The sequence below is a fragment of the Exiguobacterium sp. s91 genome (assembly GCF_018618915.1).
In the GTDB taxonomy this organism is placed as follows: Bacteria; Bacillota; Bacilli; order Exiguobacteriales; family Exiguobacteriaceae; genus Exiguobacterium_A; species Exiguobacterium_A abrahamii.
Genome location: NZ_JACSMZ010000001.1, coordinates 563188 through 583671, shown reverse-complemented (window position 1 = coordinate 583671; position 20484 = coordinate 563188). Strand labels below are relative to the sequence as shown.

General features: G+C 46.7%; 19 protein-coding genes. 8 read left to right on the top strand and 11 right to left on the bottom strand.

Going from position 1 to position 20484, the window contains the following annotated elements:
• Window positions 1–11: 11 nt before the first annotated feature.
• On the bottom strand, window positions 12–530 hold the full coding sequence (locus tag KNQ06_RS02895) for a FadR/GntR family transcriptional regulator (protein WP_050677654.1): 519 nt from the start codon (window positions 528–530) through the stop codon (window positions 12–14).
• 102 nt (window positions 531–632) lie between these two features.
• A complete protein-coding gene (gene dnaE, locus KNQ06_RS02890; RefSeq protein ID WP_214771109.1) occupies window positions 633–3794 on the bottom strand; it encodes a DNA polymerase III subunit alpha in 3162 nt (1053 codons plus the stop codon).
• A gap of 146 nt (window positions 3795–3940) precedes the next feature.
• Between dnaE and KNQ06_RS02885 the strand changes: the two genes are divergently transcribed.
• On the top strand, window positions 3941–4135 hold the full coding sequence (locus tag KNQ06_RS02885) for a YtzJ family protein (protein ID WP_023469043.1): 195 nt from the start codon (window positions 3941–3943) through the stop codon (window positions 4133–4135).
• Between the two features lie 65 nt (window positions 4136–4200).
• Here KNQ06_RS02885 and KNQ06_RS02880 read toward each other — a convergent pair whose 3' ends face one another.
• Complete coding sequence (locus KNQ06_RS02880; RefSeq protein WP_149427714.1) at window positions 4201–5136, bottom strand: DHH family phosphoesterase; 936 nt, start codon at window positions 5134–5136, stop codon at window positions 4201–4203.
• A gap of 63 nt (window positions 5137–5199) precedes the next feature.
• Between KNQ06_RS02880 and KNQ06_RS02875 the strand changes: the two genes are divergently transcribed.
• Entirely contained in the window at window positions 5200–5508 is a 309-nt protein-coding gene (locus KNQ06_RS02875; RefSeq protein WP_023469045.1) for a YtpI family protein, read from the top strand.
• 51 nt (window positions 5509–5559) lie between these two features.
• On the opposite strand, the gene KNQ06_RS02870 is transcribed toward KNQ06_RS02875, so the two are convergent.
• Window positions 5560–6870: a DRTGG domain-containing protein gene (locus KNQ06_RS02870; protein ID WP_023469046.1), complete on the bottom strand. Its 1311-nt coding sequence runs from the start codon at window positions 6868–6870 to the stop codon at window positions 5560–5562.
• A gap of 155 nt (window positions 6871–7025) precedes the next feature.
• Here KNQ06_RS02870 and KNQ06_RS02865 point away from each other — a divergent pair, with 155 nt between their 5' ends.
• Window positions 7026–8129, top strand: a complete 1104-nt coding sequence (locus KNQ06_RS02865) for a M24 family metallopeptidase (protein ID WP_149427715.1) — start codon at window positions 7026–7028, stop codon at window positions 8127–8129.
• Between the two features lie 429 nt (window positions 8130–8558).
• On the opposite strand, the gene KNQ06_RS02860 is transcribed toward KNQ06_RS02865, so the two are convergent.
• Window positions 8559–9284 (bottom strand): SDR family oxidoreductase, encoded by a 726-nt coding sequence (locus KNQ06_RS02860; RefSeq protein ID WP_214771111.1) that lies wholly within the window; start codon window positions 9282–9284, stop codon window positions 8559–8561.
• A 154-nt stretch (window positions 9285–9438) separates the two neighbouring features.
• Between KNQ06_RS02860 and KNQ06_RS02855 the strand changes: the two genes are divergently transcribed.
• Window positions 9439–9876, top strand: coding sequence for a universal stress protein (locus KNQ06_RS02855; protein WP_029342342.1), 438 nt, complete (start codon window positions 9439–9441; stop codon window positions 9874–9876).
• A gap of 109 nt (window positions 9877–9985) precedes the next feature.
• On the opposite strand, the gene KNQ06_RS02850 is transcribed toward KNQ06_RS02855, so the two are convergent.
• The 4 genes from KNQ06_RS02850 to tpx form a co-directional block, all read right to left on the bottom strand.
• Complete coding sequence (locus KNQ06_RS02850) at window positions 9986–10591, bottom strand: 3D domain-containing protein (protein WP_050678579.1); 606 nt, start codon at window positions 10589–10591, stop codon at window positions 9986–9988.
• A gap of 304 nt (window positions 10592–10895) precedes the next feature.
• The gene (locus KNQ06_RS02845) at window positions 10896–12107 is read right to left on the bottom strand and encodes an acetate kinase (RefSeq protein WP_023469051.1); all 1212 of its coding nucleotides are present in this window, start codon (window positions 12105–12107) and stop codon (window positions 10896–10898) included.
• A gap of 120 nt (window positions 12108–12227) precedes the next feature.
• Window positions 12228–13136 carry a class I SAM-dependent methyltransferase gene (locus KNQ06_RS02840; protein ID WP_023469052.1) on the bottom strand — a complete coding sequence of 303 codons (909 nt, stop codon included), beginning with the start codon at window positions 13134–13136 and terminating at the stop codon, window positions 12228–12230.
• Between the two features lie 100 nt (window positions 13137–13236).
• Window positions 13237–13728, bottom strand: coding sequence for a thiol peroxidase (gene tpx / locus KNQ06_RS02835; RefSeq protein ID WP_035396538.1), 492 nt, complete (start codon window positions 13726–13728; stop codon window positions 13237–13239).
• A gap of 172 nt (window positions 13729–13900) precedes the next feature.
• Between tpx and KNQ06_RS02830 the strand changes: the two genes are divergently transcribed.
• Window positions 13901–14716: an NAD kinase gene (locus KNQ06_RS02830; RefSeq protein WP_023469054.1), complete on the top strand. Its 816-nt coding sequence runs from the start codon at window positions 13901–13903 to the stop codon at window positions 14714–14716.
• 90 nt (window positions 14717–14806) lie between these two features.
• A complete protein-coding gene (locus tag KNQ06_RS02825) occupies window positions 14807–15574 on the top strand; it encodes a MerR family transcriptional regulator (protein ID WP_214771114.1) in 768 nt (255 codons plus the stop codon).
• On the opposite strand, the gene KNQ06_RS02820 is transcribed toward KNQ06_RS02825, so the two are convergent.
• Together KNQ06_RS02820 and ezrA are read right to left on the bottom strand one after the other, a co-directional pair.
• On the bottom strand, window positions 15566–17125 hold the full coding sequence (locus KNQ06_RS02820) for an amidohydrolase (RefSeq protein WP_214771117.1): 1560 nt from the start codon (window positions 17123–17125) through the stop codon (window positions 15566–15568). The two genes, KNQ06_RS02825 and KNQ06_RS02820, sit on opposite strands and share 9 nt — an antisense overlap.
• A gap of 67 nt (window positions 17126–17192) precedes the next feature.
• Window positions 17193–18899 (bottom strand): septation ring formation regulator EzrA, encoded by a 1707-nt coding sequence (gene ezrA / locus KNQ06_RS02815; RefSeq protein ID WP_214771120.1) that lies wholly within the window; start codon window positions 18897–18899, stop codon window positions 17193–17195.
• A 223-nt stretch (window positions 18900–19122) separates the two neighbouring features.
• On the opposite strand from ezrA, the gene KNQ06_RS02810 reads away from it, so the two are divergent.
• On the top strand, window positions 19123–19608 hold the full coding sequence (locus tag KNQ06_RS02810; RefSeq protein WP_023469058.1) for a GAF domain-containing protein: 486 nt from the start codon (window positions 19123–19125) through the stop codon (window positions 19606–19608).
• A 233-nt stretch (window positions 19609–19841) separates the two neighbouring features.
• On the top strand, window positions 19842–20441 hold the full coding sequence (gene rpsD, locus KNQ06_RS02805; protein ID WP_023469059.1) for a 30S ribosomal protein S4: 600 nt from the start codon (window positions 19842–19844) through the stop codon (window positions 20439–20441).
• Window positions 20442–20484 lie beyond the last annotated feature (43 nt).

Genomic DNA, 20484 nt, shown 5'->3' with positions numbered 1-20484 from the left:
CCCTTGTCATCCTATGGGCGGTTCAAGAGTTGTTCCCGTTCCGCCTGCGTATAGAGTTCCCCTTGACCGAAGCTTTTATGGAAGGCATTGACTTGTCGCCAGATTCGTTCAAACAAATCGTTATCGACCGTCTGAATCAACGTCTCACGAAACGCTGCATCGGATGATACGACTGGTGCAAGCACCGAAAGGTCATCCAGCTGCGCGAGCGCTGCTTGCTCAAGCAAGCGGAGCGTTCCTGCCAAGTCTTCGAACTTCGAATCGCCAGTCACTAAGAATTGAGCGATGATTTGAATATAGGTATGATCGTCACGGTTCAAAAGAAAGCTTCCGCCTCCATGTCGTGTCTCGACGATCCCTAAATAAGCGAGCGTCCGTAATGCTTCTCGTACGGACGGTCGACTGATGGATAGTCGTTCTGCCAGTTCCCGTTCCGATGGAATACGGTCTCCTGGAACTAATCCATCTTGTTCGATCATCAATTTAATCGCCGCGATATTGGCTTCAAACGCATTTCGTTTCTTCTCCATATCGATACGGCACCACCTTTCTGACCCTTCAGTCGGTTGCTTCAATTGGTGGCATTGGTCAGACCAATTACCCCTTATTATAACAAATCTTATTACCTAGTACTAGTTTGAGCGGGGGACATTTTTCAGGACGACACGATCCTCGCCAAACCGAATACGTAGCCGAGCTAGTAATTCCTCATCATGCTGAACTGCATAAAGCGGCGGTAATGATTTCGTCTCGCGTGAATCCGCGTAGCGAACGACGACTGGAATATCGCCTGGTGCCGCTTCAAGTAACTGCTCGAGTGCGGCCAGCTCATTTTTTGATGTTAACTTGACGAACAGCACATCTTGCCCAAGCGGACGGAGACGTTCCAAAATGAACTGGCGCTCCCCATCGCGATCTTGAACTTTTAGTTCAATCAGTAAGACGTTCCCTAAATAAAGCGATCGACGGAATCGTTCATATTGATTCGGGAAGACGACGACCTCCTCATTCGAATACCCGTCGACTGCCTGAATGACCGCCATCGTTTGACCACGTTTCGTCTTGAACTCTCGAATCTGATCAATATAACAGACTAAATAATGTGTTTCCGAACCGACTCCAAGGTCATGGAAATAAACAGATTCAACCGGAGCTTTCATCGCTGTCGTCAATGGCGAATACGTCAGCCAGAATCCAAGCGCTTCCCGTTCTAATCGTGCCCAGTCGGAATCGCTTCGTTTCGATGACTTCTGTGTCCGGCGTTTCCCGAGGGTTGCCAGTTCGTCCGGAAGTAATGTATTCGATGACTCAGTGAAATACTCGAGTACCTCTTGTTCGGCGAGTCCGCGATCGCCGTGCGTCGCTCGGTCTAGCGCACCACTGTAGAGTAACAATTCAATTTTCGCACGTTCCTTCTTGCCCCATCCGACGTGGGTCAATAGATCAGCAATCGTCGCTGTGTGCTTCGATGCTTCCTTTACACGCTCGAACTCTCGTTCTGAAATGCCTTTGATCACATGGATACCGAGTCGAATCCCTTTGCCTTCTAGTGAAGAACGGTAATCCGAAATCCAGACGTCCGGCGATAGGACAGGGAGACGTCGTTCACGCATCAATCGGACGAGGCGCTCCGGTTGTTCGACCGAGACGAGCAAGAAAATGTGCGGGAAATGCGCTTTGATATACCCGAGGGCATAACTAATCTTTGAATAGGCGACTGCATGGCTTCGGTTGAATCCATACCCAGCGAATCGCTCAATTTGTTCATAGAGTGATTGTGCGATCGCATCATCGAATCCATTCGACTTTGCTCCTTCGAGAAAACGAACCCGTTCCTGTTCGAGCGAATCCGTACTTTTCTTAGAAATCGCACGTCGTAATAAATCTGCTTGTGCCAGTGTAAATCCAGCCACTCGACGGGTGATTTCCATGACTTGCTCTTGATAGACGATGATGCCATACGTTGGTGCAAGTACGTCTTCTAATACGGGATGCAACATTTGATAAGGTTGACCAGCTTTTCGTTTCGCGTACAGATCAATGAATTTCATTGGTCCCGGACGATAGAGTGACATCGTTGCCACCAAATCCTCGAACCGATTCGGTTTGACTTCGCGCAACGTCTGTTTCATACCTGTCGACTCGAATTGGAAAATGTCATCCGTCTCGGCGCAGGCAAAGACTTGGAATGTCGCGCGATCTTCTTCCGGTATTTGCGCGAGCGTAAAGGATGGCTGTTCCCGACGAATCAATTCTTCCATCCGACGCAAACGACTGAGATTTCGTAGTCCTAACAAGTCAATTTTCAACAATCCTTGACGTTCCAACGCCTGCATCAAGAACTGCGTCACATACCGTTCATTTGGTCCCGTTTCAACAGGTGTCGTCTCGACGAGCTGTTCAGATCCAATGACGACACCGGCCGCGTGAACCGAACGTTGTCGCGGAAGACCCTCGACCGCTTGCGCCAGTTGCAACAATTGCCGGCGCTTTTCGCTTCCAGAGAACCAACGATATGTCTGTTTATTTTGTTCGATCCCTTGTAACGTCGTTGATTTTCCAAGCTGTTTAACTGCAGCATCTAACTCATCCTTCGAAAATGCTAGCGTCCGTCCGACGTCTCGCAAAGCGGCTTTGGCACCGAGCGTCGATAATGTACCAATTTGAGCGACGTGGTCTTTTCCGTAACGCGTTACGAGATCCTCTAATACTTCTTCGCGTCGTTCATCTTCGATATCGATATCGATATCCGGCATGGAAATCCGCTCGGGGTTCAAGAATCGTTCGAATAGTAATCCATATTTCAATGGATCCACCGTCGTGATCCCAAGCGCGTAGCTGACAAGTGATCCAGCTGCTGAGCCCCGACCGGGTCCAACGAAGATGCCTTTCGCTTTTGCGCTACGTACGAGTTCTTCAACAATTAAGAAGTAATCGGCAAATCCTGTCTTATGGATGACTGATAGTTCATAAGCGAGGCGTTCCCGTGCTTCTTTACTTTCATAACCATGTGCGAGTAAACCTTCCTCAGCACGTTTCCGTAACAACGCATTCGAGTCTTCCGCGACACGTGGCAGTGGACGTTGTTGAAACGGTAATTCTAAGCGTTCAGAAGTCGCAGCAAACTGCTCTATCATAGTAATTTCTCGCTCGGTAAAGTCTTCGAGTAATTCTTCTCGGGTCTTTAAATGCATCAGACGATCTGTCTTTTGGTCTTGGAACGTCGTCGCCTCACCAATCGCACGTATTGCTTGATACGCTGGCGCTTCATCTCGACGAATGTAACGAACAGGATCGACTGGGATGGTCTCAACACCAAGCGCTGCTGCTACTTCGCGGTAACGCGCACGACTCTCTCGTTCGACCGTTGAGCGACTAGAGGTCACGCCCATATATGTACGCGCTCCTTGAACGTGTCCCATCCATTGAACGAAGGAACGACGTAGACGCGTCGCATCTTCAGAGGCTTGACGCAGTGGCACAAGCACCGCGATCAGTGATGAAACTTCAGTCTCCCCTTGTTGACTGGCTAGTCGATACAGTTGACGCAGTCCATCAGAAGAAAAAGCAAACCATAAGATACAAAATTCTTCTTCTTCGATTCGCTGCTCCCATCCGACGATCGGTTGCATATTTCGACGCTGACATGCATCGATGAATGCGGGAACTCCTGTCAATGTCGTTTCACAGATGACCGCTCGTCCGATGTGTCGACGGACTAGTTCATCGAGATAGGGCTCGATTCGAACTAAACTCTGCAATGGACTAAACTGCGTTCGAACATTTATATGCATCTTCCATTCTCCTTTCTCTTCTGATGGATGTTTTTAAAAGTTTTCAGAACATTCATATCTAACTGACTCAAGTACTCGCCATCTGATTTATTATTCGATACAATAAGTATAGAAATATCATGACGGGTACGGAAGGAGCGTTTCTCATGATTTTGAATCGCAGTCAAATCGCACGTGAAAAAGTCGAACAATTAAAGCTCGGTGTTACCGCTTTTACTGAAACGGAAGAAATCGCTGAGAAGATTCGCAAATCTGTCGCTGAACTTCAACTGAATGTCATTGAAGATCACACAGATCGTGGCGTTTGGTTCATTCCGCAAGACGAAACAAAAACGCAATAAGCGTAAAAAGGCTGTTCGCTTCGCTTCCTCAATGAGAGGAGTGAGACCGAGCAGCCTTTTTCCATTTAAAACTGGAAGTTAGCAGCGACCTCGTCCAGACGACGGATGACACGTTCGACCTCACTCAACTGTCCAATCGTTGCACCAGACGCCATCGGATGTCCACCACCATTGAATTCTTTTGCTACTTCATTGATGACGGGACCCTTCGAACGAATCCGGACGCGAACCTCCGTGTCCGTTTCAAGGAACAATGCCCAACACTTCATGCCTTTTAAACCGGCAAAACTATTGACGAGCAACGATGCTTGCTCAACCGTCGCCCCAAACTGCTTCAACGTATCTTGTGTCAATACGACATAACCGACACCTTGATCCGTCAATTGAATATGTTGAAGGACATATCCTTGTAAATGAAGCGCTGCAAGTTCTGTTTCGTACATATTGCGATACAACCAGTCCGTATCGATTCCTGCATCAATCAATTGCGCTGCGACTTCAAATGTTCGTTTCGTCGTACCACGGAATTGGAAACGTCCTGTGTCACCGACGATCCCAGCGTAGAATTGAATGGCAGCTGATGTTGGAATCTCGTATCCCCATTCGTTCAATAAATGAACGAGCAATTCCGATGTCGAACTCATCGTCGTATCGACGAGTTGCACTGGTGCGTATGGATCTTCATCCGGATGATGGTCGATTTTAATGACGTCTTTTCCTGTCATCGCAACCTTCCCGTCAATCCGCGCTTGATTCGCTGTATCCAGAATCACGACTAACGCCTCTTTGTATAATTCATCGTCTACTTGATCGAGCTCTCCCATGAATGACAATGATGTCGCCATCTCACCTGCTGACAAAACTGTTTTTTCAGGGAACTGATTTTGTAGAGTCAATTGTAAGCCGAACTGACTACCGAGTGCATCGGGATCTGGTCGTTCATGACGATGAATGATGATCGTATCTGCCGCTTCAATCATTTGTTTGATTTGCTCTTTCACTGTGCACAGCTCCTCTAATCTTGATATGATATGAGATGAAGACAAAAAGGAGGTCCTTTTAACATGCAATTCATCCTCATCGCCCTCATCGTTTTCTCGCTTGGTGGGTATTTGTTAGCAAAACGCCGCGCGTTCCATACGAAAAGCACGAACCGAAAATACTTGTTCAATACGCAAGCGAGCATTTGGTTGAGCTTGTTCGTCATCCTATTCGCCGTCAACCAGTTCGTTTCCGGAAACGGATTAACGACACTCGTCGGGAAAATCGTTTGTTCCATTTTAATCATCGTCGGTGTTGCTTCATTCATCGCCGGATTCATCCGTTACAAAAAGATTTATCCGTATGTCGTCCGCGAGATGGAGCAATCCTGAGCTAGATTCAGAGGAACCGAAGTCCATTGACTTCGGTTCTTTTTGATTCATTTAACGATCGATGAGTTGGGATGTCACGAGTGCCTTCGCAACGATTTGTGTGCCTTGATACATCTCGACATCGACTTTCCCGAATTTTCGACCGACGTCAAAGACATTCGCCCGGATCGTTACCGTGCTCTCGATTTGAACAGGTTTAATGAAATAGATGCTGACGTTCTCGATGACAAGGTCACCTTTTTTCATATGGCGCAACATTCGCGTCGCTCCTTCGACTAGAAGCGTCGTCAACACCCCACTCGAAGCAGTCCCCATGAAGTTCGTCATTTGCGGCGAGACCTCAAGCGATAAGTACGGTCCCCGTTCGTCCTCTGCCGCCTTGATCTGTCCTGTAATTAGATCGTCGAACGTCTCTCCGACTTGTGGCTGACGATTCGCGAGTTGCAGTGCCTTGAGGACGTCTTGACGGCTAATGATCCCGAGCAATCGACCGTACTGGTCGATGACCGGTAACATCTCGATTCCTTCCCAGACCATCTGATGCGCAGAATTCGTGACACTCGTTCGAATACCCACCGTGATCGGATGACGGGTCATGACTTTTTCAACAGCCCAATCATGCGGACGGTCAATGATGTCCTTCGCTGTCACGACACCGACGACCTTCATTTGTTCATCGATGACGGGATAACGGTTGTGTTTCGTCTGCTCATTCAACTCGTGCCAGCGTGAAATCGGATCCGTCGTCTGTAAATAGAACGTATCATGCAACGGAATTAAAATATCCGAAACGAGTAAAATCTCCTTTTTGATCAATCGATCATAAATCGCACGGTTGATCATCGTCGCAACCGTGAACGTATCGTAGGACGTCGAAATGATCGGCAACTCCATCTCATCCGCTAATCGTTTTGCATCCTCCGTCGTATCAAAGCCACCGGTAATCAATACAGCAGCTCCTGCTTCAAGCACGAGTTCATGTGCTTTTTCGCGGTTTCCGATGATGACGAGACTATCGACATCGATATAGCGCATCATGGCTTCGAGCTTCATTGCGCCAATGACGAATTTCGTCAGCGTCTTGTGTAATCCATTTCGACCACCGAGCACCTGACCGTCAACGATGTTCACGACTTCCGCGAATGTCAGCTTCTCGATATTTTCTTTTTGTTTCTTTTTAATCCGAATCGTTCCGACTCGCTCAATCGTCGAGACGAACCCTAAATTTTCTGCTTCCTTGATGGCGCGATAAGCCGTCCCCTCGGATACGGTCAAATCCTTCGCGATTTGTCGGACGGAAATCTTTGTTCCGACATCAAGATCTTCGATATGTCGAATGATCTGTTCGTGTTTCGTAGGCATACTGTATCCCTTCTTTTCCTTTTTTCTACTCTCCTGTCATTATACTGTACTACTCTAAAGATGAAAACGTGTACTAGTCTGATTTACGATAAATGTTTTTCGAACCGGACGATGATATACTTATGTAGAAAATGAGTAGAGAGGTGGAATCATATATGAGCGAACGTACGAACCAAATCAGTGAATTCCTGAAAGAACAAGGAATCGACTTAGCCGTCGTCACTTCGAAGGCAAATGTCTTTTATTTCTCAGGAGTCTACGCTGAACCCCACGAACGTGTCATGGCGGTCCTCGTAGATGTAACCGGCAAACATGTATTATTCTGTCCGGCACTCGAAGCAAGTATCGTTGCAGCGAGTCCTTGGGAAGGAGACGTCGTGACGTATGAGGATCACGAAAACCCGTTTGATCGATTAGCAGAATTATTCGCGACATTCGAACACTCGAATAACCGAATCGGTATCGAAGGGGAACACATGACGTTCAGTCGCTATCAGGAACTAAGCTCACGTCTCGAGAACGCAGCCATTCTTGATATCGGTGAGTCTTTACAAGCGCTTCGTCTGAAGAAAACACCGGAAGAAATCGCTATTCTTCAAGAAGCCGCAGCACTTGCGGACGAAGCAATCGAAATCGGTAAACAAGCGATTCGCCCGGGGATCACGGAAATCGAAGTCATTGCGGAAATCGAATATGAAATGAAGAAAAAAGGTGTCCGCGAGATGTCATTTGATACGCTTGTTTTATTTGGTGCAAACAGTGCTGATCCGCACGGTGTACCCGGCGACCGTGTCATCCAAGAAGGCGACTTCGTCTTATTCGACCTTGGCGTCGTTTGGAAAGGCTACTGTTCCGATATTACACGGACCTTCATTTATGGCGAAGCGAACGAAGAACAGAAAAAGATCTATGAAACGGTTCGCCAAGCACTTGAAGCCGCGACAGAAGCGAGTCAGATCGGCACGACACTCGGTTCATTAGATAAGGCAGCCCGTGACGTTATTACAAACGCTGGCTACGGACAGTACTTCACGCACCGTGTCGGGCACGGACTCGGAATCGAGGTTCATGAATTCCCGTCTCTCGCGTCAAACAATCTACTGACGGCTGAAGCTGGTATCGTCTACACACTCGAACCAGGCATTTATGTTCCAGGTGTCGGTGGCGTCCGTATCGAGGATGATATTCATCTCACTGCGGAAGGTCCAGTTGCGTTAACTCGCACACCAAAACATCTTCAATCCATTCCGTCATCTTAACTCAAGACAAACACCTAATCCATCTCTTGGATTAGGTGTTTCTGATTATAGACAAAATGGCTGACTAAAAAAATGTCTCGTCTTTTCACGCCCTTTCCTCAAGCGAGACACAAGCCAGTTTTCCCGCTTCATTCAAGCAGGAAAACGGGTCTTGTTTGTCTCTGACAGCGCAAAATTGCGCTTTTTCCTGTAGGAGTGGCGTGTGACGCGTCATTCTTTTTATACCGAAGGATTTGAGGAGCGTTTTGTTCACTCGACATCGCTTCCTCGGGAAAAACAAGCAAGAGCGACCCTGCAGCGGAGCGATGCTTGTCCCAGGAAAACGATTCGAGACGAACAAAAAAAGCGCAATCCTTCTCGTTAGAGAAAAATTGCACCTTATCTTCAGTCTCAAACATCTAATCCATTGCTTGGATTAGATGTTTTTGCTTATTTACGGGATTGATGGACGACATTGACGCCACCTGTCACATCGAGGATTGCTCCCGTAATCATACTTGATTCTTCTGCCAACAAGAAGGAGATCGCGCGAGCGATATCTTCTCCGACACCCGTTCTTCCGACCGGCGTCGCCTCATCTTGCTCCGCTTCAGAAATTTGCTTCGTCTTATTGTCACCGACGATGTTTCCCGGGTTGACCATGTTGACCGTGATGCCGTGTTCCGCTTCTTCAAGCGCTACACTCTTCGTCAAACTCACCATCCCGCTTTTAGCAGCAGCGAACGCCGCCCGGCATACCCATCCCGGCGCTGTTGCACTCTCCGGGAAACCGTACGTAATGATTCGACCATAGGCTTGCTTACGCATGACGGGTAATACTTGACGTAACAGCCAAAAACTAGCTGTCAGATTTCCGGTGATCACTTCATTCCATTCCTGATCAGTATAATCCACTAATGCTTTTCGTTCGAATATATAAGGTCCTGCATTAAGTATCAACGCATCAATCCGACCATGCTCGTTGATTGCTTGTTGGGTTGCGCGTTCCAATTCTTCTTGATTCGTCACATCCGCTTGAATCGTCATGAGATTCGGATGTGTAAATTCGGGTTCGGAACGATGAAACGCCGTCACTTTCCAACCTTCTTCCAGTAACTGGCGCGTCACTCGTTCTCCCAGTCCTTTTGTACCTGCTGTAATTAACGCGTGCCTCATCTTGGCATCGCCCCCTTTCACTGACTCCATCTTACGACGGAACGGAAAGGAAGGACAATTTTTAGAACTCACTGAATGTTTCATCCGCTCCTAGTAAGAGAATGGTATAATTAGGGTGTACTCATCATATCGATTACGAAGGGATGGATTCATCATGGCAATCGTCTATCATAATGTACTCGTAGCAGTAGATGGCTCAAAAGAGGCAGAACGTGCCTTCGAGACGGCAATCGATGTTTCATTGCGAAATGATGCAAAATTGATCATCGCACACGTCATTGATACACGGACATTCGCAACAGTTGAAGCCTATGACCGCACCATCACGGAACGTGCCGAATCTTACGCGAAGGAATTGCTAGACGAATACGTCAAGACCGCTCAAGATCGCGGTGTACAGGAAGTCGAAGTAGCGATTGAATACGGCTCACCGAAAGTAACGATCGCTAAAAAGCTTGCCCCTAATCACGATGCCGATTTAATCATCTGTGGCGCAACTGGTTTAAACGCTGTCGAGCGTTTCTTCATCGGTAGTGTCTCTGAAAGCATTACGCGTTACGCAAAATGTGACGTCTTGATTGTCCGTTTATGAATCACTCTTCTACAAAAAGCCTTTCTTCCTTCATTTCAAAGGAAGCAAGGCTTTTTTGACGAGCTACTTAATCAAAAAAACCATCGAACCAATGTCCGATGGTTTAAAATCATTTGTATTTTACTGTAACCGTACGACGACCCCAGTTGAATGCTTCTGAACGAGAGTAGTAAAGGATATCCATCTTCTTCCCTTTGATGGCACCGCCAGTATCAGCAGCTGTATACGTCCCTTTTAATTTCCCTTTGTAATACACTTTCACTGTCGAACGAAGTGGAATGACACGTGGATCAACCGCTACGACTTTCTTTTTCGAGCTTTTGATGTTCCAACCGATTGCTGTCAGATTACCACTACCTGGATCATACGGTGTGTAAGCTGTTGCGCTCACGTTCGTGATTGTTTTCCAACCACCTGTCGATTGTTTTTTCGAACTGCTTGACGTTACGACTTTCGAGTAGCTTGCGCTAAGGTAAGCTGTTTTACCTTTGTAACTTACTTTATACCAGTTACCTGTTTTTGCTTTGTACGATAACGTTTGGTTCTTATATAGAAGACCGAGCTTTTTCGAAGAAGTAGTAGCTTTCTGACGAATGACTAGGCTATCGACTGTTGACTTGACGCTTTTCTTAGTTGCAGCCTCTGCTTGAAGACCTGCAAACGAACTGAGTGCTAACACGACCGTTAAAACACTTGCGAGCATCCGTTTCATCATGTATTTTCTCCTCCATCATTGTTTCGTGTTTGTTAACTGAGATTAATATACATGACAAAACGAGGGAGTGCCGTTACATATAGACCACAAAAATATGTCTGTACTATTACTTTTATGTTACAAACGACTCATTTTTTTAAGAAATCGACCTTTTTTGGGTTTATTTTTACAAAGATGACGATTCATTTTTCGTTATATGACAAACATCGTAACAATAGATCGTACGTTCGTATATTTCCTTTCATAGATTTCATTAAAAAAAGGACTGAATCGTTGGAATAACGACTCAGTCCTTTTGAAACGATTATGCGTTTTGAGCAACTAATCCACCAACACGAACCGTGTCGCGTGCAATCATCAATTCCTCATTCGTTGGAATGATGATGACTTTAACTGGTGAGTGTGGGTAGTTAATGAAGAGTTCTTCTCCACGAGCTCCGTTGTTGAGTGATGGATCCCAGTAAACGCCCATGAATTCAAGACCACGTAAGACACGCTCACGGATTGAATCTGAGTTTTCTCCGACGCCGGCTGTGAAGATGATCGCATCGACACCGTTCATCTCAGCAGCGTATTGCCCGATGTAACCGTGGATACGGTTCGCAAAGATACGGAGTGCCATCTCTGAACGATGGTTCCCTTCTTTAGCAGCTGTCTGGACATCACGCAAGTCACTTGAAAGACCTGAAAGACCGTAGATTCCAGACTCTTTGTTCATGACGTTCAAGACGTCTTCTGCTGTTTTCCCTGTTTTCTCCATCAAGAATGGAATCAACGCTGGGTCAAGTGAACCAGAACGTGTTCCCATCGTGATCCCTTCAAGCGGTGTGAAGCCCATTGTCGTATCGATTGATTCGCCACCTGAAACTGCTGCGATTGATGCTCCGCTACCTAGGTGACATGAGATCAAACGGAGGTCTTTTAACGGACGACCGAGTAATTCAGATGCACGTTCCGTAACGTATTTGTGGCTCGTACCGTGGAAACCATATTTACGGATACCGTATTCTGTATAGTAATCATACGGCAAGCTGTAAAGGAAGTTTTCTTCTGGCATCGTTTGGTGGAACGCTGTATCGAAGACTGCCACTTGTGGTACTTCCGGAAGTAATGCTTGGAATGCCCGGATTCCGATCAAGTTTGGTGGAATGTGAAGTGGTCCGAGCTCTGTGTAAGACTCGATATCGTGCATGACTTCATCTGTAATCAATACAGAGTCTGCATATTTTTCTTTACCATGAAGCACACGGTGTCCAACACCTTTAATCTCATCGTAAGACGAGATGATTCCGAACTCCATTAATTTTTCGAGTGACAACTCGACTGCTTCTTTATGTGTTGCAAGCGGGAGGACATCTGTATACTTTTGTCCTTCACCATATTTAATCGTAAAGATTGCATCGTCTTTACCGACGCGTTCAACGAGTCCGACTGCGATCATCGTTTCGTTCGGCATTTCGAGCAATTGGAACTTCAAAGACGAACTACCTGCGTTTACCGCCATAATTTTTGCCATGATTTTTCCCCTTTTCCATTTGAATCCAATGAACATTCACATCTGTTTAGGTTTTCTTCTATTTCTGTTCTACAACTAGAATAGTCAAATTAACGACAGATTTCAATCACTTTGCGTAATTCATTTTAATTCTGTGTTAATCCATTCATCAATCTGTTTCACCATACCACCAAACGCGCGGGCATCTGTGAACGATGGCAACTCAGCAAGCAATGCTTGTTTTGGCATCTTCATACCGGCTAAATGATTACGGACGATCAAATAACTTTTTGCTGCCTGTTCTTGTTTGAACATCGTGAGCGGCAACTGCAAAATACCGATGACATGCGCTTTGGATTCGAAGTACTGTTTCAACTTCCCTTCCGTATCATGCTGGAAAAGACCGTTCGGGATGACGAAGACACCGAATCCACCTGGTTTGACGTATTGCATCGCTTGTTCAATCAACAAGAAATGACTGTAGCTCATGCCTTCGTCTCGTTTCAAGATGTAAGAAGCGGCAGCCTCTTCATCCGGATAATAACCGACAGGAAGATCAGCCATCGCAAGATCAACTGGATCTAACAATAATGGTCGTAACGCATCTTGATGGGTATACGTGACTGGATAGTCGAGTAATTCCGTTACCGCTGCCGATAAACGAATCAATGTCTCATCCACCTCGACCGCCTCAGCAGATGTACCTGTCGAAAGTTGACTTAAGACAGCATGTAACATGCCACCTGTCCCACTCCCCAACTCAAGTAGTCGGATGTCCTCCTTACCTACCAATTTCCCGATTAGATAACCAGCAAACAAAGCGACGCTATCTGGCGTCGGCAAATGGTTCGGTTGCGCTTGTTTCATCCCTTCTAGAATAGCAAGCGATACTGCCTTCCGAATGACTTCTTTGTCTACATTTTCAGTATGACGATCGTTCAATCGATCAATCACCGTCGTCAACGCTTCTAAATAGGGCATATCAAGATCACGTTCGATTTGTTTTGTTTGACGTGTTAATTCCTTATATAACTTTTCTAACGGCTCCATGTACGTCATCCTCTCCAAAACGAAACGGCCCCCCGTAGAGCGGGAGCCGTTTCTATCATTAGTTCCATTGTAACGCTTCAGCGGCGTTTGTAAACCATTCTTACTTCGCTTCACGTGCTGCAGCGAGTGCTGCTTCGAAATTGACTTCGTCTGTTGATTCTTCAAGATATTCAACGTACGTAATCTCGTTGTTTGAATCAAGAACGAAAACAGAACGGGCAAGCAGGCGTAATTCTTCGATGGCTACGCCATACTGTGTACCGAATGAAAGATCACGGTGATCAGACAACGTCACGACCTGATCGAGACCGCTTGATGCGCACCAGCGACGTTGTGCGAATGGAAGGTCGTTTGAAACCGTCATGACCGTCACACCTTCGATTGTTGCTGCTTCTTCATTGAATTTACGTGTTTGCGCATCACAAACGCCTGTATCGATCGATGGGACGACGCTGATGATCCGGACACCTTGATATGTATCACGTGTTACCGGTGATAAGTCGTTAGCTAACACTTGAAAGTCAGGTGCTGTTTGTCCGACTTGAACCGCTGTACCTTGAAGTGTGATTGGATTTCCTTTAAACGTTGCCATTATGAATTCCCCTTTTCCCCTGATTGGATATACTATATTTTCTATTTAACTATAGGAATGATCCGCGAAGATGGCAAGCATTCTGCCATAATTGATGGACTTCAGTACCCGTCTTTCTAAAAAACAGGTATAATGAAAGAGTTCATGAAACGCTTTCAAGGGGGAATTGACCATGGCTCGAAATAATGTCTACCTGTACTACCGAAATACACAAAGACACGAGACGCAGGTGCGAAAGTTGATTGATGTCGGTACACGATACGGACTGAACGTCGTCCAAGATCACCGACAAGCAAACATCATCGTCTCGATTGGTGGAGATGGGGCTTTCTTGCAAGCGGCACGCTTCACAGGTTTCCGTGATGATGCGATCTATGTTGGATTCGCTGAAGGACCCAACTCGTTCTACTGTGATTTTGATATCAATGATCTTTCGGCGGTCGAAGCCATCTTTAAAGAGACAGGCAACCGTGTCTCGGATGGCGAAATCGAAGTACGTCGTTATCCACTGCTCGAAGCATCCATCAACGGTGGACCACCGATGCTCTGTCTGAACGAATGTTCCGTGAAGTCGAGCATCATCAAATCACTCGCAATCGAAGTCTATATCGACGACTTCCTGTTTGAGACATTCCGCGGGGATGGAATGGTCATCTCAACACCAACGGGCTCTACGGCTTATAATAAGTCACTCTCTGGTGCGATCGTCGATCCATTGATTCACTGTCTTCAAGTCAGCGAAATTGCTTCCGTCAACAACAACCGGTACCGGACACTCGGTTCTGCTTTCCTACTGAACCGTGGACGGAAACTTTCGTTACGCATCATCGAGGACGGAAACGACTATCCGATCATCGGGATGGATAACGAAGCACTCAGTCTCACACGAACAGATTCAGTCGATATCCAGCTTTCTGAAAAAGAACTGAAAACCGTCAAATTGACGAACAATACATTTTGGCATAAGATTCAACGCTCGTTCTTATGACCATAAAAAAATCTGCCTCCTCGGGGCAGATTTTTTTATTGCGTCTTCCGTTACGTCACCCTTTATACTCCAATCAAAGGAGGTACACAAATGATGTATTCCACTCAGGAAATCGCCAAACTGACCGGCGTCACAAAACGAACACTCTATCATTATGAGACGATCGGTCTCCTCGTGCCAAAGCGTACCAATGCTGGTCACCGAAGTTACAGCAGAGAGGATCTTTTACGTTTACAACAAATCCTGCTCTACCGCTCTCTTGATTTCCCACTGTCAGAAATCCAAAGATTACTCACGCAATCTGATTCCAATCATCATACGACACTGAAAAAGCAGATTGCACTCCTTCAAGAAAAAGCTTCGCATTATCAAATGCTTGCTCGACTCGCTGAACAGACATTACTCACCTTAAAAGGAGGAATTCCGATGAAAGACGAACAATTATTCCGCGGTTTGCGCCACGAAGAGATCGTTACGCATGAAAAGCAACATGCAGATGAAGTCCAGCAACACTACGGTGACACTGACGCCTATCGAATCAGTGCAAAAAGACAACAACAACGAACACCGAAAGAGAAAGAACAACTGAGCAGCATGCATAAGCAACTCGATCAGCGCTTGACGACCCTTTACCGCGACGGGCACGCGACGACGGATCCGGACGTTCAACAAGTCGTCAAAGAACAACATGATTTCATCGATACGTACTATTACCCGTGCGCATTATCTCTCTTTGCCTCACTCGGTCAGATGTATGTGTCTGACGAACGATTTCGTGCCTATTACGATGCGTATGCACCCGGACTTTCGACGTTCTATTCGGAAGCTATTTCACACTATGCGCAAACATCACACTAACGCGGCTTCCGCCTGATAAACGGTTTTTCCAGCTTGGACTGTCTCGACCAAACGGTTATTCAAGATGGCTTCCCCACGCAAGCGATAGAAGTCTTCTTCAAAGATGACGAAGTCGGCATCATAGCCTGGTAAGAGCAATCCTTTTCGACCGTGTGTTTCCGTCGCGAGATGTGGATTTTTCGTAAAGAGCAACAAGGCTTCAAACATCGATAACGTCTCGTTCGTCTTATTGACACGCCCTGCCGTTCCTTCCGTCGCTGCATAAAGCGACCGTCGGACATCGGGGTCAGAGATCGGCGCATCTGCTCCGCCGCACAACAGTGCGCCGGTCTCAGCTAACGAACGTAAACGATAACTCCAGTCTAAGCGGTTCAAGCCGAGTCGATCGACGATGAAGTCGGCGTCATCTAGTAAAAAGACTGGTTGAACGTCAATCAAGACCGGTAACTTCCGAATTCGCGCAAGCGTTTCTGGTCGGACGACTGTCGCATGAATGATGCGATCTCGTTTCCCTTTTGGTGCCGGATACTTCTCGAGCACCTGTACGAACCGCTCGATCGCTAAATCACCGATGACATGTGCCGCGACTGTGAACCCGTAACTACGTGCGCGTTTGACGAGTTGTTCGAGTTGTTCTGGCGTATGCACTTCGATACCACGTGTCGTCGGATCATCGGAATAACCACGACCGAGAAGAGCTGTTCGTCCTCCGAGCGCGCCGTCGACGAACAGTTTCATCGCACCGATTGACATCGTTGACGGTAAAGTAGGTTGTTGTTGCACGAACTCATCGATGACAAGATGATGCACGAGCAGATGCGTATGGAAGCCTGTCTCTTGCGTCACTTCCTTATAAGCTTGCAAAATGTCCGCGACATCTCCGTGATACGACAAGTCTTCTGTGTGTGCCGCAATGATGCCATATTGGTATAAGTTCTTAATCGCTGATCGAAGGGACGCTTTATTCCGCTCCAAGTTTCCAGCTTGTAACGCATATAGAGGTTCAAGCGCCGCATCGTACAAGAATCCGTCAGCTTCTCCATTATCCGATAAACCGACCTTTCCACCTTCGATGACAGTCGACGCTTTATATCCGAGCTGTTGGAACAAGACATCGTTGACAAGTGCTGTATGCCGGTCTGTTCGTTTCAACAAGGCAGGTGCGTCAGGGAACAACTGATTAAGCCATGCTTTCGTCGGTGCACGATCAAGCTTCGTTTCGTCATAGCCTTCTGCCACATGGATCCCATTGACTGGTTCCGCCTTGAGAAAAGCTTGCCCTAACGCTTCAAGCGTCGTATAGCGCGAGGCATCGACACGATTGATCGCTTCCCCGTAACCGATCAGATGAATATGCGCATCCGTAAAGGCTGGATATACAGCTTTTCCGTTCAAGTCGTGAATTTGATCAATGCGTCTACCGAAACGGCGGCGTAGCTTTCCTTCCTCTCCCATCGCGATGATCCGCGTCTTCTCGACGAACATCGCTGAATGGACATCCTCTTCGTGTGCCATCGTTCGAATCAATCCGTTTACGTATAGTGTTCCCATTCCACTCACTCCTCTTTTTACAAAAATAGGGTGACCATGACGGTCACCCTGAATTGTCGATCCTGATTTAAACGTGCAATGTTTCTTCTGGTGCACACGACCGTTTAATACGTTCGATCGCGGCCGGATCGTATTCATTTAGGACACGTTCCGCTAAGACAATCGTTCGTTCATAGTCTCCCGCTAAGAACTTCGTTTCCGCGATCGTCAGCGACATATGTATCTCGTTGTCGTGGCGACGGTACCGGTTCGCATACTGGACGAGCCGTTCGGCATACGTGACTTCGAACACTAATGTATCTAACCGTTCTTGCACATGTTTAAACGTTTCTTGGACGTCTTGACTTTGTGCGACGATCGATCGAACGTTAAACGGTAACTCCTCTAACCGTGTTTCAAGTGTCTGCAGTGAACGATTCGCATTTTTGAGCGCTTCTTCCACCTCAGCCGGTAAGTTCGGTAATCCGAGTCGTTTCAGACGGAGACGTGTTTGCGACAGCTGATGACGCCATTCGACGATTCGTTCGCGAACTTCCGTCTCTTCTTTTCGAAGTGCCTGGAGTTCGACCGTAAAGCGTTCGTACTGAATCATCAACTGTTCTTCGAGGCGAATCGCATCGCGCATCTGATCTTCGAGCATACTGAACGGGATGATTTTTCCGGCAATCGACTCATCAAGATCTTTCGCTGCTTCAAAGAGCAGCTCTTCGTCACGCTGAATCGTTTCATAGTGAATCCCTAAATCTGCTGAGATTTCATATTTTTCACGTAAGATACTGAACTCTTGTGCCAATTGATGAATCCGTTCACGCATCCGTAGCGCTTTTTGTTTCAAGAATTGGTTTTCTTTTTTCACTTGATGACGCGCATCGACCTCACGACGGAACGTATCATACATTTGATCCACATCGGCTGATAACTGTTGAATCGCCTCTTCCAAACCATCGACTTCTAGCATTTCGATTTTTTCAGAAAGGCTTAGACGTTGTTCCTCGAACCGTTTGATCTCGGATTGGAGACCGAGTGGTTCAAGTGGATACCCATCTAACGACATTTCCTTATAGCCTGCTCCGAGCTGATCAATCCGTTGACGTAATTCATGAGCAAGAATCTTCCATTGTTTCGGTACAAGTTCGACGAGTTGACGCGTCGTTGCTACTTCTTGCTCGAGTAGCAAGCTTGTTTCATACGCCTTCGTCACTTCACCTGAAGCTTCGTACTGACACATCTCATTCCAGTGCGCATCGATTTGTTCACTCCGTTCTTCGAGACGCGCAAGCGCCGGACCGAATGAGTTCGCTTGAATCAATAATGATTTCCGAACTTGCCCTGAATCGGCTTCCCCTTGCGCTTTCAGTTCGGCTAGAACCGATTGATTCGTTTTGAACGTCGACATCTCGACGAGCATCTCATCGATCAACCCTTCGAGTTCCGCAATCAATTGTTCCGTTACTTCGAGGTCATTCTTGACGGCGATGAAACGATATTTATCGAGCGCTTCCTCCGCCCGGTAAAGGGTCTCATCGATTTGGGCGACGTGGACCGTTAATAACTCTTCCCACGCTTGATGCCAGGAGCTGAACTTCGTCTCCGTCTCACCCGCCATCGGTAGTTGCTTTAAGTCCTGCAACTCCTTTGGAATCGATGCACTGACGATGCCTTGTTTGCGCATATCAAGTTCATCGATTTTCGTGTAGTATTTTTTTCGACTGATCATGCTAAATAGCATGACGAGTAATACGATGACGATGACTCCGATCACCCATGCCCACATTTGTCACGACCTCCACTCTGTCCTACGACTTTAGATTTTCTCTAAATCGCAATAATCTTATCCTTATAATAGTATAGCGCAACCGTTTTGCATAGATTTACAAGGGCTTTTCCTGATTTCTTCCGCTGTTTTGAATCCTTTTTCCAAAAATCAATTGTTTGTCAGCCACGCGAAAACTCGTTAAACTAAAAAAAATACGCTTTTTACGGGAGGAATTTTTATTATGTTCGAAACAAAGACATATGAAGGTGACCGGACGAAACAATACGACATGCTCTCAAAACAACTGGATGCGCTATTAATGGGAGAAGACAATCAAGTTGCAAACTTATCGAATGCGAGCGCGTTGCTCAACCAGTTCCTCGACCGTATCAACTGGGTCGGCTTCTATTTGACGGATACGGAGCAAAACCAACTCGTCCTCGGACCATTCCAAGGACTTCCAGCATGCGTCCGTATTCCATTCGGTCGTGGTGTCTGCGGAACGTCCGCAGCAGAACAGACGACACAACGAATCGAAGATGTGCATCAGTTCCCAGGTCACATCGCATGTGACGCGGCTTCGAATTCAGAAATCGTCATTCCACTCGTCAAAGACGGACAAACGATCGGTGTCCTCGATATCGACAGCCCAGAATTCAACCGTTTCGACGAAGTCGATCAAGCTGGTCTAGAAGCATTCTGTACGACACTGCTTCGCCATCTGTAATTCTGATTGACAGTCGATTGTCCACACCGTATACTTGTAAAAGTGCAGAAATGATAACGATAGCGGTCAAATCGCTTACGTATCACATTTCATGACTCGGTGAATAACCGGAGGGGCATCGTGTAACTTTGCTATCAAGCGAGGGTGCCACATCATGAAATGGGCGTAATGTGGGTTTGATGGCGTTATTATTTTTATGCAAATAATAACGAACAATAAGGAGGAGTCTTATTATGGCTCGCTATACAGGTCCAGCTTGGAAACTCTCACGTCGTCTCGGTATCTCACTTACTGAAACAGGAAAAGAAATCGCAAAACGCCCTTACGCACCAGGTCAACACGGTAACAGCCGTCGTAAAGTATCTGAGTACGGTCTTCAACTTCAAGCGAAGCAAACACTTCGTCACATGTACGGAGTAAACGAACGCCAATTCAACCGTATCTTCAACGATGCTGGCAAAATGCCTGGTATCCACGGTGAGAACTTCATGTTCTTACTCGAAGCACGTCTTGATAACGTCGTTTACCGTATGGGTATGGCTCGTACACGTCGTGCTGCTCGTCAGCTCGTCAACCACGGTCACATCCAAGTTGATGGACAACGCGTTGATATCCCATCATTCCGCGTGAAACCAGGTCAAACGATCTCAGTTCGCGAAAAATCGAAGAACTTTGTCGTTATCAAAGAAGCACTCGAAGTTGCTCCAGCAACTAAAGACTTCGTTACTTTCGATGCTGAGAAGCTCGAAGGAACGTTCGTCCGTCTTCCTGAGCGTTCTGAATTGAACGATCAAATCCAAGAACAACTCGTCGTCGAGTACTACTCACGTTAATCGATTGTTCCAGCACTCACTTCGGTGGGTGCTTTTTTTATGC

What these genes read in the sequence shown, in the direction of transcription:
- KNQ06_RS02895 (WP_050677654.1), bottom strand. Translation starts at nt 530, where the DNA reads ATGGAGAAGAAACGAAATGCGTTTGAAGCCAATATCGCGGCGATTAAA.
- ezrA (WP_214771120.1), bottom strand. Translation starts at nt 18,899, where the DNA reads ATGTGGGCATGGGTGATCGGAGTCATCGTCATCGTATTACTCGTCATG.
- KNQ06_RS02830 (WP_023469054.1), top strand. Translation starts at nt 13,901, where the DNA reads ATGGCTCGAAATAATGTCTACCTGTACTACCGAAATACACAAAGACAC.
- KNQ06_RS02875 (WP_023469045.1), top strand. Translation starts at nt 5,200, where the DNA reads ATGCAATTCATCCTCATCGCCCTCATCGTTTTCTCGCTTGGTGGGTAT.
- tpx (WP_035396538.1), bottom strand. Translation starts at nt 13,728, where the DNA reads ATGGCAACGTTTAAAGGAAATCCAATCACACTTCAAGGTACAGCGGTT.
- dnaE (WP_214771109.1), bottom strand. Translation starts at nt 3,794, where the DNA reads ATGCATATAAATGTTCGAACGCAGTTTAGTCCATTGCAGAGTTTAGTT.
- KNQ06_RS02845 (WP_023469051.1), bottom strand. Translation starts at nt 12,107, where the DNA reads ATGGCAAAAATTATGGCGGTAAACGCAGGTAGTTCGTCTTTGAAGTTC.
- KNQ06_RS02885 (WP_023469043.1), top strand. Translation starts at nt 3,941, where the DNA reads ATGATTTTGAATCGCAGTCAAATCGCACGTGAAAAAGTCGAACAATTA.
- KNQ06_RS02825 (WP_214771114.1), top strand. Translation starts at nt 14,807, where the DNA reads ATGATGTATTCCACTCAGGAAATCGCCAAACTGACCGGCGTCACAAAA.
- KNQ06_RS02810 (WP_023469058.1), top strand. Translation starts at nt 19,123, where the DNA reads ATGTTCGAAACAAAGACATATGAAGGTGACCGGACGAAACAATACGAC.
- KNQ06_RS02865 (WP_149427715.1), top strand. Translation starts at nt 7,026, where the DNA reads ATGAGCGAACGTACGAACCAAATCAGTGAATTCCTGAAAGAACAAGGA.
- rpsD (WP_023469059.1), top strand. Translation starts at nt 19,842, where the DNA reads ATGGCTCGCTATACAGGTCCAGCTTGGAAACTCTCACGTCGTCTCGGT.
- KNQ06_RS02840 (WP_023469052.1), bottom strand. Translation starts at nt 13,136, where the DNA reads ATGGAGCCGTTAGAAAAGTTATATAAGGAATTAACACGTCAAACAAAA.
- KNQ06_RS02850 (WP_050678579.1), bottom strand. Translation starts at nt 10,591, where the DNA reads ATGATGAAACGGATGCTCGCAAGTGTTTTAACGGTCGTGTTAGCACTC.
- KNQ06_RS02860 (WP_214771111.1), bottom strand. Translation starts at nt 9,284, where the DNA reads ATGAGGCACGCGTTAATTACAGCAGGTACAAAAGGACTGGGAGAACGA.
- KNQ06_RS02870 (WP_023469046.1), bottom strand. Translation starts at nt 6,870, where the DNA reads ATGCCTACGAAACACGAACAGATCATTCGACATATCGAAGATCTTGAT.
- KNQ06_RS02820 (WP_214771117.1), bottom strand. Translation starts at nt 17,125, where the DNA reads ATGGGAACACTATACGTAAACGGATTGATTCGAACGATGGCACACGAA.
- KNQ06_RS02855 (WP_029342342.1), top strand. Translation starts at nt 9,439, where the DNA reads ATGGCAATCGTCTATCATAATGTACTCGTAGCAGTAGATGGCTCAAAA.